Source organism: Duganella vulcania (genome assembly GCF_009857655.1).
GTDB lineage: Bacteria > Pseudomonadota > Gammaproteobacteria > Burkholderiales > Burkholderiaceae_D > Rugamonas > Rugamonas vulcania.
The window spans coordinates 20,873-31,935 of record NZ_WWCX01000070.1; the positions used below are offsets into that span (position 1 = coordinate 20,873).

Consider the following 11,063-nt stretch of genomic DNA (forward strand, 5'->3'; position numbering starts at 1 on the left):
GATAGTTCCTTAAAAAGTTTGGTTTAAACCAGAAATTCTGCGGCTCAGAGCATACAGCGCCGTATCACACTGAGCCCTTTTGCAGAAGGTGGGAGTATATTGCCATACCAAGGGACAATTGTTGTGACGGGCATCACAAAACAAATGTTTTTCTTCCGACTTTGCAACTAGTTGTAAATTATTTGCGCATTATTTATGCAACATCGATAAATATACACAAATAATCACATTAAGTTTGCGCTATCAGCCCCATCCGGGCGCCTTTATATCATATGCGGCCGGTATACACAAAATGGGTAATGTTGCTTGCACAACATTACCCATTTTTTTCATCCAACTACTGAAAACAGACCGCTCAACGGCTCCACTTGGTCGCGCCGTTCACCGTGACTAAATTTGACTTGTATTGGAATAAATAGGCCGCCTCCTCCACATTGGCGCCGCCCAGATATCCCTTGATACGGTTATCCGTGATCTGATTGGGATTAACCAGTTCGCCTTTCTGGCTGATATTGCCCGCGACACTGTACGGCACGCGCATATTGTCGCCGACCACGTTCAAGCTGGTTTTAAAAGTCCGCGTGGCGAAATCCACATCCAGTTGCGCATTCTCGACTGTTGCCTGGACCCAGTTCCCACCTGCACGCTGCAGTACTGCATCGCTGCCAGTCAGCACAAACGAGGCGGTCCCTTCGCGCGGCGCCACGTAGGCGGTCGATTTCAGGCGGGCGATGTTATATGGCCCCAACACCATCTCCAGGTCATAAGCGCCATCCTTAATCTTGGCTTGAGTCGCGGCATCCACCTTTCCGCCAGCGATCGCCGCGTAGCGGCCCCAGATCACCTCCTCCGGGCCGCGCGTCACCACCGGCGGCAAGACCGGCGGCGTGACCGGTTTCACCGGTGGCACAACGGTTTCCGGCTGCTGGTCCACCAGCGGCGGCACCGATGCGCCGCCACCCGGCGTGACATTGCTCTGCGAGATCTGCTTGCTGTTATTCAGCACATTGTTGGACTTCTGCGCGTCAAGGTTGACGTCGGCGCCCGGACTGCTGCCCCCCACCTTGCCCACCGGCTCATCCGGACGCGCCGGCGCGCCCTGGTCGGCCGGCGACATCACCGGGCTGCGCAGCAGTTGCGGACTGGTCTGGCCGCGCTGCACCTGCAGCATCAGCCCGGCCTGGCCAGCGAACAGTTCACGGCTGGCGCCGCCCTCGCAGGGGCCGCCGCCTTCGGGGCCGCAGCTGCCGGCAAAGCCGCTGACCACCACGCCGCCGGACATCACCGTCACGCGCGAGGTCTGCTGGTCGGTGTAGACCACGAAGTCGGTGCCGCGCACGCCGATCGCGGCGACCGGCGTGTTGAAGCGGAAGTTCTGCCGCGCCTGCTTGACGCCGACGCCGGAGATACTGCGCGCCACGCCCTGCAACAACTCCAGCTTGACGCGGGTGTTGGCCGGATTCTGTGCATCGATATGGTAGGCCACAATGCGCGCCTTGCTGTTCGGGCGCAGCACGAGGAAACCCTGGTCGACGGTCTTGACGTAAACATAGCCGTCGGCGCCGGTGGTCAATTCATCACCTTCCTGGACGGCGGCGTCGAGCGCGAGCGGGCGCGCGGCGACACTGACCTGCCCAGTGACGAACACGACTTTCCCAGCCTCGGCGGCCTGGGCGGCGGATGCCAGCATCCCCAGCCCCAGCAACATCGCTGCATATATAGTGTGAAATTGATTGCGCATAATAAGTTTCTCCCTCAGCCTACATTGTCCGCTATCGTCCCCGAAAGTATGTGACCCGGGTCACATTCTTTCAATTGGATACAATTGACCAGCCCGCGCCGCAACACGCCCGGCAAAGCCGCCGAAAGAGATGTAAAACCGTCAATTTTGCTCTATTCCATCCCGGCACAAGCCGTTATACTGGGCGATTATTTTACCTCAGCAACTATCGGCCCGCTGCCGGTCCAGCCACCCAGACTACCGCTCATCTTGCGTATTCCGTTCACCGCCACCGCCGTCGCCCGCAGCTGCATCGCCCTGGCCGCGCTGCTGATCACCGCCTGGGTCCAGTGGGACCACGGCGGCGCCTCGCAACGGCTCGACAACTGGCTGCGCGACCGCTACACGCTGATGCGCGCCAGCGCCCAGCCGGAGCAGCGCATGCTGCTGGTGGACATCGACGAGACCAGCCTGGAACGCTATCCGTGGCCGTGGCCGCGCACCCGCATGGCGGAAATGGTGGAGGCGTTGCTGGCCGACGGCGCGCGCGGCGTGGCGCTCGACATCCTGCAGGAAAAGGCGGCCGACGCGGCCGGCGACGCCCGCATGACCATGCTGTCGCAGCACGCGCCGCTGGTCCTGGCCCAGCTGTTCGATTTCGGCGAGCGCGACGATCCGCTGCACAGCGGCGTGCTGTCCGGCGGCGAGCCCGGCGCCTTGCCCGGCGCGGTGCCGGCCTATGGCTACATCGCCAACCACGCCGGGCTGGCGCAGGCCGCCCACTTCGGCAATATCGGCGTGGCCCCCGACAGCGACGGCGTGCTGCGCCGGGTGCCGATGTACACCAGCTTCAACGGCCGCAGCTATCCGACGCTGTCGCGCGCGCTGTTCGACTGCTGCGCCGCCGGCCGGCCGCTGCCGGCCACCGCCACCGGCTGGGTACGCATCCCCTACACCCGCGCCTGGCCCGCCTACGAGGTGGCCAAGGCCGCCGACCTGCTGGACCAGCGCGTGCCGCCCGAGTTCATCCAGGGCCGCCTGGTGCTGATCGGCTCGTCCGCGCTGAGCATCGGCGACCGCGTGGCCACGCCGCTGGGCGCGCTCAGCGCCGGGCTGATGGTGCACGCCTCCATGCTGACCGGCCTGCTGGACCGCCAGGCCGGCCTGGCGCCGGCGCCCTGGCCCGGCAGCCTGATCGCGCTGCTGTTCTGCCTGGCCGTGACCGCGCTGTCGATCTACACGCTGCCGCGCCGCACCGCCGCCGTCAACATCGCGCTGCTGGCGGCCGGCTCGGCGCTGTGGCTGCCGCTGGCCTACCTGATCGCCCCGCACGACGCCGGCTTCGGCCCGTCCGGGCCGCTGCTGTCCATCCTGTTCCTGCTGCTGGTGGCCGTGCCCTTCCACTGGCAGCAGGCGCAGACGCGCTCGCGCCGCCTGCTCGACACGCTGCGCCAGTACGTGGCCGGCGACGTGGTCGACGAGCTGTTGCGCAGCAACCTGGAGGATCCGCTGGCCCCGCGCCAGCTGGAGGTCACCACGCTGATCGCCGACATGGAGGGCTACACCACCCACGTCGAGTCGCTGCCGGTCGAGGAGGCCGCGCGCCTGACCACCGAGTTCCTCGATTGCCTGACGCGCCCGGTGCTGGCCATGCGCGGCACCCTCGACAAGTACACCGGCGATGGCATGGTGGCGTTCTGGGGCGCGCCGCTGCCCAATCCGGACCACGCCAACCTGGCGCTGGACGCCGCGCGCGCCATGCTGCAGGCGGTGCGCCACCTGAACGCGCGCCGCGCCGCCGCCGGCCAGCCGGCGCTGCGGGTGCGCATCGGCATCGAAAGCGGGCTGGCGATGGCGGGCGACTTTGGCACGGCCATGCGCAGCATCTATACTGCGGTAGGCGACAGCGTCAACACGGCCTCGCGGCTGGAGCAGGCGGCGCGCGACTACCCGTACGACATCATCATCGGCGAAGGAACGGTGAGCCGCGCGAGCCGCCACCGTTTCCGCCAACTAGGCCAGCGCACGTTGCGCGGCAAGGAGCACCCGATTAATCTGTACACCCTTGAGGACGCGCCATGCGCGCCGTAAGCCCACCGCTGCTGCTGGCGCTGCTGCTGACGCTGCCGTGGGGCGGCGCGTCGGCCGCCGGCCAAGCGCAGCAGCGCGACATCGTGGTGGCGGCCGCCGCCGACGGCGGCGCCAACGCCGAGCCGGCGCCGTACGCGCCCATCCAGCAGGAAGAGCTGTACCTGGAGGCGATGCGGGCGCTGGCGGCCGACCAGCCCGAGCGCGCCAACGCCCTGCTGCTGCGCTTCCTGGAAGGCGAGCCGCGCCACGCCGGCGCCTGGCTGGACCTGGCCTTCAGCCAGTGCACACTGGGCCACGGCGCCGAGGCCGAGCGCCTGTTCCAGGAGATCGAGCGCCGCTTCAAGCCGCCGCCGGCGATCCAGGAGCTGATCGACCAGCACCGCGCGCGCGGCTGCAACACGCGGCCGTCGTGGCGGCCGCTGTGGGCCGTGTCGCTGGGCCGCGGCTACGACAACAACATCAACCAGGGCGCCAGCAGCAGCGAGTTCTCCACCGGCAGCGGCAGCACGCTGACGCAATGGGAACTGCCGCCCGACTACATGCCCAAGCCGGACCGCCTGACGACGGCCGGGGTGGACTATCTGCAGCAGCTCGACGAGACCGGCTCGCTGCTGATCGCCCAGCTGCGCGTGCGCCAGAACGACAATGTGCACGCGCAGGACTCGGCCTCGCTGCAGCTGGGCTACGAGCGGCCGTGGCAACTGGGCGCGTGGCGCGGCTACGGCACGGCGGCCTTCAGCGTGCTGCAGCTGGAACACCAGTTGTACCAGCGCCAGGAGCAGGTGCAGCTGCGCGCGACGCCGCCGCTGAATGTGCCGGAGAACCTGCAATGGTCGCTGCTGGCCAGCCTGAGCCATGTGCGCTATCCGACCCGCACCAAGTACGATTCCAACACGCTGGAGCTGGGCACCAGCCTGTACTGGCGCGGCACGCAGCAGGTGTCGTTCTCGCTGAGCGGCCTGCTGGACAAGGGCCAGAACGGCCGCCTGGGCGGCGACCGCCACGGCTGGTACAGCGCGCTGCAGATGACCCAGCCGCTGCCCTACAAGAATCTCAAGGCCGAGCTGGGCTGGACGCGCCAGGTCTGGCAGAGCAGCGATGTGTACTCGCCGGAGATCATCGACATCATCCGCCACCAGGACACGCGGCAGCTGCGCGCGGCCGTGGTGATGCCGATGGGGACGCACCAGAGCGTGCAGCTGGAATGGCGCGCGGTAAGAAATCAGGAAAACATCTCGCTGTTTCAATATAATAGCCATGCAATCCAGCTCAACTGGCGCTGGGACAATTTCTAACACCGTAGCCAATGATTTCACACCGCCCCGCCCTCACCGCCACCGCGGCGCCGTCCCCATGACGGCGCCCGACGAGCAAGCGCCCGCCGCAGCGCCGCTGGATCCCGCCGCGCCGCCGCTGGACCCGGTCGCGGCGGCGCTGGAGTCCGGCCAGCCGTACAGCATGCAGGTCCACCTGCGCAAGATTCCGCTGCTGGCCAACCTGACCGAAGAGGAAATGGCGATGGTGCGCGCCGACCTGCGCATCCGCCAGTACGCCAAGCGCGAGGTGGTGCTGCAAAAGGGCGCCAGCGGCGACAGCCTGCTGTTCCTGCTGCAGGGTCAGCTGCAGGTGATCGACATCACCGAGGACGGCCGCGCGATCGGCCTGCGCATGCTGGCGCCGGGCGACTTCTTCGGCGAGATCGCGGTGATCAACGGCACCATGCGCTCGGCCTCGGTCGTGGCGACCACGGCGGTGCTGGTGGCGCTGCTGCCGCGTAACACGGCGCTGCACCTGTTCTCGCACTCGCCGTCGGTGGCCAACCAGATGCTGCGCTTCCTGGCCGCCAAGGTGCAGCGCGATTCGGAATTCCGCGCCCTGCTCAGCATCCACAACACCGCCAAGCGCATCTACAGCTTCCTGGAGCTGGTCAAGGAAAAGAAGGAAGGCGACGTCGAGGTGGTGGAGAACCTGCCGACCCACCAGGACATCGCCAACATGATCAACACCAGCCGCGAGACCGTCACCCGCACGCTGCTGGCGCTGGTCCAGCAGGGCATCGTCAAGAAGGGCACGCACCGCCTGATCATCGTCGATCCGGAGGCGCTGCAGAAACTGGCCCAGAGCTGACGTCGTTCCCGCGCAGGCGGGAATGACGGAGCTTCCCTCAGGCCTTGCCGGTCAGCGCCGAGAGCCAGCGCTTGAAGCGGCCGGCAGGCACCTCGGCCACCGGTTCAGGCGTGGCCACCGCCGGCTCGGGCGCGGCAACCGGCTCGGGGATGGCGGCCGGTTCCGGCGCCGCCACCTTCAGCTCGCCCTGCCGCACTCCCGCCTCGAACAGCATGATGCCCAGCGCGCGGCGGTCGTCGCCACCATTCGCTTCGGCCGGCACAAAGGTCGGCGACAGCAGCTCGACGCGGTACAACCGCCCCTGCTCCAACGCCAGCGGCAGCTCGACATCGATCATCTGGTTCTGCTGGCCGAAGAACACCTGCTCCGCGATCACCTCGCCGAACTCCTTGCCTTCCTGCACGCGCAGGCGCACCGTCAGCGGCGTTGACGAGTCGTAGATGCTGAGGATGCGCAGGTCCAGGATATTGCTGTCCTGGCGCGCCAGGAAATACAGCCAGCCGGCGCCGTTCGACCAGCGCCCGCCGATGCCGTTCATGTCCGGCTCGAACGGATGCCAGCCGCGCCCGAACTTGTCGATGCGCGTCGCGCGCTCGTCCTGCGCCGCGCTGTCGAACACGAAGATATTGCCCTGGCAGCGGCGGCACACCTCGGCCTTCATCGAATCCTTGGCGATGGCCTCACGCTCCGGCGCGCGCAGCAGCTCGACGATCGAGGTGTCGCGCAGGTTGGGCAGGCCCATCTCGCCTTCGTAGTCGAGGCAGCACAGCGACATCTGGCCGTCGGCCAGCATCGACACGTTGTGCGCCATCGAGCAGTCCAGCGCCTCCTCGCGCTCCTCCACGTACACCACCGACTCCTTGGGCAGGAAGGTCTTCATGAACGACTCCTCCTTGGTCCACAGGCCGAAGGTCTTGAAGCGGATGAAGCAGTTCGGCGCGAACATATAGCCCCAGAACTGGTCCTCGGTCATGTCGATCGCGCCGTCGGGCAGCGTGTCGCGGCTGGCGGCCAGGTGGTTGCGCGCCAGCTGGTCCTTGTACTGCTCCAGCGAACGCACGCGCTCGGCCTCGAACTGCTCGGGGAACTCGGCGCGCAGCTGTTCCGAAAAACCGTCGAACAGGTTCAGCAGGTTGAGCACGAAGGCATCCTTGTCCTCGAGCGCGAACGGGTCCCACATGTTCAGGTCGAAGTCGGACTGGATGGTCGAGTCGGCCCGCATATTGGAGGTCGACGTCACGTGCACCTCCACCCGCGAGGCGCTGCCGTTGGCGAACTTCTCGCGCAGCGCCGGCAGGATGCGGTTGAAGTACTGCTCGAAGGTCAGCTTGTCGTAGCCGCGCATGCGCTTGTACGAATCCTCGGTCGGCGTCTGCAGGCTCAGCACCAGCGCGACGTTATCGTGCTGGAAGATCTTCTTCGCGCGCTCGGCGTCCAGGATGGCGAAGTTGCTGATCAGGTAGACCTCGATGCCGTACTGCTCGCACAGGTCGATGTATTTGTAGATCTTCTTGTTCAGCAGCGGCTCGCCCAGCACGTTGAACTGGATCGGCTTGTTCAGGCCGAGGTCGCGCACCTCCTCGATGAAACGCACCGCCAGCTCGTCGTCGGCGTTGCCGCGCTCCTTCTTCAGGTAGTCCGACGGGCAGAAGGTGCAGTGCATATTGCAGTGGTTGGTGAGCTCCAGGAAAAACACTTCCGGCTGCACCGACCAATCGTTGACCGGCTGCGGCCGCGCTTCGGTGACGGGCAGCGCGGGCGCGGCGGTGACGAGGTCGGTGTGCGGGTGGATTTTAATCATGGGAAGGCGCTGGGACGGGTGGCTGGAAACATCTGGATACAAATTCTATCCGCGATCTGGAGAGCGGTGATTATATAGCAGTTCGCCCCGTCCCGACTGGCGCGCCGCCCCGTCCGGCGCGCTCGGCCGCGCAGGGCGCCATGTTATAATCCGCCGCTTTGCCACCCGGCCCGCGCGCCACCGCCCCATGACGAAAAGCATCCATCCGCTCCACCGCCGCGCCCCGCGCCGGCCCGCCAGCCAGACGGGAGTGGCACGATGATTTCACGCGCGATGTTCAGCGGCCTGTGGCGCTATCGCGGCTTCGTGCTGGGCAGCGTGCAGCGCGAGTTCCAGTCGCGCTACCGCAATTCGCTGCTGGGCGCGGCGTGGACCGTGCTCAACCCGCTGGCCATGATCGTGGTCTACACCGTCATCTTCTCGCAGGTCATGGGCAGCCGCCTGCAGGGCAGCACCGCCACCTTCGCCTACAGCATCTACCTGTGCGCCGGCTCGCTGACCTGGGGCCTGTTCGCCGAGATCACCGGGCGCAGCCAGTCGGTGTTCATCGACCACGCCAACCTGATCAAGAAACTCCAGTTCCCGCGCATCTGCCTGCCCATCATCGTGGTGCTCAACGCGCTGGTCAACTTCACCATCATCTTCGGCCTGTTCACCGCCTTCCTGGTGCTCTCCGGCAGCTTCCCCGGCTGGGTCTACTTCGCGGTGTTCCCGGTGCTGCTGCTGCAGATCGTGTTCGCCATCGGCCTGGGCATGGTGCTGGGCGTGCTCAACGTCTTCTTCCGCGACGTCGGCCAGTTCTTCACCATCGTGCTGCAGTTCTGGTTCTGGTTCACGCCCATCGTCTACCCGGCCACCGCGCTGCCGGCGCCGGTGCGCGCGCTGCTGGTGTGGAACCCGATGGCGGCCGTGATCGGCGCCTACCAGCGGATCCTGGTCAACGGCCAGGCGCCGCAGTGGGGCAGCCTGCTGCCGGTGGCCGTGGCCGGCCTGCTGTGCTGCGCGCTGGGACTGCAGTTGTTCCGCAAGCGTGCCGGCGAGATGGTCGATGAACTGTAAGCCGCACACCGAGAGCACATCATGGGCACCATAAGCGTCAAACAACTGGGCAAGGCCTACAAACAATACGGCAACCGCTGGAGCCGCCTGGCCGAGTGGGTGCTGCCGTCCATGGGCCCGCGCCACCGCCTCAAGTGGGTGATCGAGGACATCAACTTCGACGTCGCGCCGGGCGAGGCGGTCGGCATCATCGGCATCAACGGCGCCGGCAAGAGCACGCTGCTCAAGCTGATCACCGGCACCGCCCAGCCCACCACCGGGAGCGTGCAGATCACCGGCCGCGTGGCCGCGCTGCTGGAGCTGGGCATGGGCTTCCACCCCGAGTTCAGCGGCCGCCAGAACGCCTACATGGCGGGCCAGCTGCTGGGCCTGTCCGTCGAGGAGATCAGCACGCTGATGCCCGAGATCGAGGCCTTCGCCGACATCGGCGAGTACATCGACCAGCCGGTGCGGGTGTACTCGTCCGGCATGCAGATGCGGCTGGCGTTCAGCGTGGCCACGGTGCGCCGCCCGGACGTGCTGATCGTCGACGAGGCGCTGTCGGTGGGCGACGCCTGGTTCCAGCACAAGAGCTTCGAGCGCATCCGCCAGTTCCGCAAGCTGGGCACCACGCTGCTGATCGTCAGCCACGACCGCGCCGCGATCCAGTCGATCTGCGACCGCGCGCTGCTGCTCGACCGCGGCCGCCTGGCCTACCAGGGCAAGCCGGAAGAAGTGATGGACTACTACAACGCCCTGATCGCCGAGCGCGACGGCGTCAACATCGAACAGGGCGTGGCCGCCGACGGCCGCACCCAGACCAGCTCGGGCAACGGCAAGGCCACCGTCACCGCCATCAGTCTGGAGAACGCCGACGGCGCGCCGGTCGAGACCATCAACGTCGGCGTGCCGGTCACGCTGCGCATCCGGGTCCAGGTGCACGAGGACCTGCCGCGCCTGGTGCTGGGCTATCTGTTCAAGGACCGCCTGGGCCAGCACATCTACGGCACCAACACCCACCACATGGAGCAGCCGCTGACCGACCTGCGCGCCGGCGAGCAGATCGAGTACCGCTTCAGCTTCCCGATCAACCTCGGCCCCGGCAGCTACTCGGTGACCACCGCGCTCACCAGCAGCGAGACCCACCTGGCCGACAACTACGAGTGGCGCGACCTGGCGCTGCTGTTTACCGTGATGAACATGAACCGCAAGCCCTTCGCCGGCACCAGCTGGCTGGAACCGGCGATCGAGATCGCCCGATGAGCGCCGGCTTCTACCGCGCCTTCGAGGACCGCTACCGCGGCTCGCGCGAGCTGATCAAGCAGCGCCTGCGCGCGTACGAGCCCTTCTTCGCGCCGCTGCGCACGCTGCAGGATCCGCCCGCCGCGCTCGACCTCGGCTGCGGCCGCGGCGAGTGGCTGGAGCTGCTGGGCGAACAGGGCTTCCGCGCCCACGGCGTCGACCTCGACGACGGCATGCTGGCGGCCTGCCGCGAGCGCGGCCTGGATGTCGAGCTGGGCGACGCCGTGGCCTGCCTGCGCGCGCTGCCGGACAACAGCCTGGCGGTGGTGTCGGCCTTCCACCTGGTCGAGCACATCCCGTTCGAGCTGCTGCAGACGCTGGTGGCCGAGGCGCGCCGCGTGCTGCTGCCGGGCGGCCTGCTGATCATGGAAACGCCCAACCCGGAAAACCTGGTGGTGGGCGCGTCCAGCTTCTACCTCGACCCGACCCACCTGCGGCCGATCCCGCCGCAGCTGCTGGCCTTCGTCACCGAGTTCGGCGGCTTCGGCCGCCACAAGGTGGTGCGCCTGCAGGAGGAAGCCGGCCTGCGCGGCGACACGCCGGTGGCGCTGATCAACGTGCTCGACGGCGTCAGCCCGGACTACGCGGTGGTCGCGCAGAAGCAGGCCGAGGCGGCCGTGCTGGCGCCGTTCGAGGCGGCCTTCGACGCCGGCTACGGCCTGGCGCTGGGCCAGCTGGCGCAGCGTTTCGAGCAGCGCCTGGAGGGCCGCGACGACGCCCTGCGCGCCGCGCTGGCCGAGCTGGAACAGCACACCATCGACAGCAAGCTGCGCCTGGCCGGCGCCGAATCCGGCCTGCAGGGCGTGACCCGCCTGAGCCAGGCCAACGCGGCCCGCAGCGAGGAGCTGGCGCACGCGCTGGCCGACCTCTCCAACCGCGTGCACGCCACCGAGGTGGCGCAGCAGCAGGCCGAGGAGGCGCGCCGGCAGATCGCCGCGCTGCTGGCCAGCAGCTCGTGGCGCATCACCGCGCCGTGGCGCATGG

General features: G+C 67.1%; 8 protein-coding genes. 6 read left to right on the plus strand and 2 right to left on the minus strand.

From position 1 onward, the window contains the following. Positions 1-355 precede the first annotated feature (355 nt). Positions 356-1,690 carry a FecR family protein gene (locus tag GTP90_RS26240; RefSeq protein WP_161086269.1) on the minus strand — a complete coding sequence of 445 codons (1,335 nt, stop codon included), beginning with the start codon at positions 1,688-1,690 and terminating at the stop codon, positions 356-358. Between the two features lie 300 nt (positions 1,691-1,990). On the opposite strand from GTP90_RS26240, the gene GTP90_RS26245 reads away from it, so the two are divergent. From GTP90_RS26245 to GTP90_RS26255, 3 genes are read left to right on the plus strand one after another with little or no spacing between them, the layout of a single operon-like run. After that, on the plus strand, positions 1,991-3,811 hold the full coding sequence (locus GTP90_RS26245) for a CHASE2 domain-containing protein (RefSeq protein ID WP_175048244.1): 1,821 nt from the start codon (positions 1,991-1,993) through the stop codon (positions 3,809-3,811). Continuing rightward, positions 3,799-5,106 (plus strand): tetratricopeptide repeat protein, encoded by a 1,308-nt coding sequence (locus GTP90_RS26250; protein ID WP_161086270.1) that lies wholly within the window; start codon positions 3,799-3,801, stop codon positions 5,104-5,106. Before GTP90_RS26245 ends, GTP90_RS26250 begins: the two co-directional genes overlap by 13 nt. Positions 5,107-5,164: 58 nt before the next feature. Continuing rightward, positions 5,165-5,938 carry a Crp/Fnr family transcriptional regulator gene (locus GTP90_RS26255; protein ID WP_254452054.1) on the plus strand — a complete coding sequence of 258 codons (774 nt, stop codon included), beginning with the start codon at positions 5,165-5,167 and terminating at the stop codon, positions 5,936-5,938. Between the two features lie 37 nt (positions 5,939-5,975). On the opposite strand, the gene GTP90_RS26260 is transcribed toward GTP90_RS26255, so the two are convergent. Further along, positions 5,976-7,739, minus strand: coding sequence for a radical SAM/SPASM domain-containing protein (locus tag GTP90_RS26260; protein WP_161086271.1), 1,764 nt, complete (start codon positions 7,737-7,739; stop codon positions 5,976-5,978). Between the two features lie 258 nt (positions 7,740-7,997). Here GTP90_RS26260 and GTP90_RS26265 point away from each other — a divergent pair, with 258 nt between their 5' ends. The 3 genes from GTP90_RS26265 to GTP90_RS26275 form a co-directional block, all read left to right on the plus strand. After that, the gene (locus GTP90_RS26265) at positions 7,998-8,798 is read left to right on the plus strand and encodes an ABC transporter permease (RefSeq protein WP_161086272.1); all 801 of its coding nucleotides are present in this window, start codon (positions 7,998-8,000) and stop codon (positions 8,796-8,798) included. A 21-nt stretch (positions 8,799-8,819) separates the two neighbouring features. Further along, complete coding sequence (locus GTP90_RS26270) at positions 8,820-10,040, plus strand: ABC transporter ATP-binding protein (RefSeq protein ID WP_161086273.1); 1,221 nt, start codon at positions 8,820-8,822, stop codon at positions 10,038-10,040. After that, the coding region (locus GTP90_RS26275; protein ID WP_161086274.1) for a class I SAM-dependent methyltransferase at positions 10,037-11,063 on the plus strand (1,027 nt) is incomplete at its 3' end. The genes GTP90_RS26270 and GTP90_RS26275, both read left to right, overlap by 4 nt.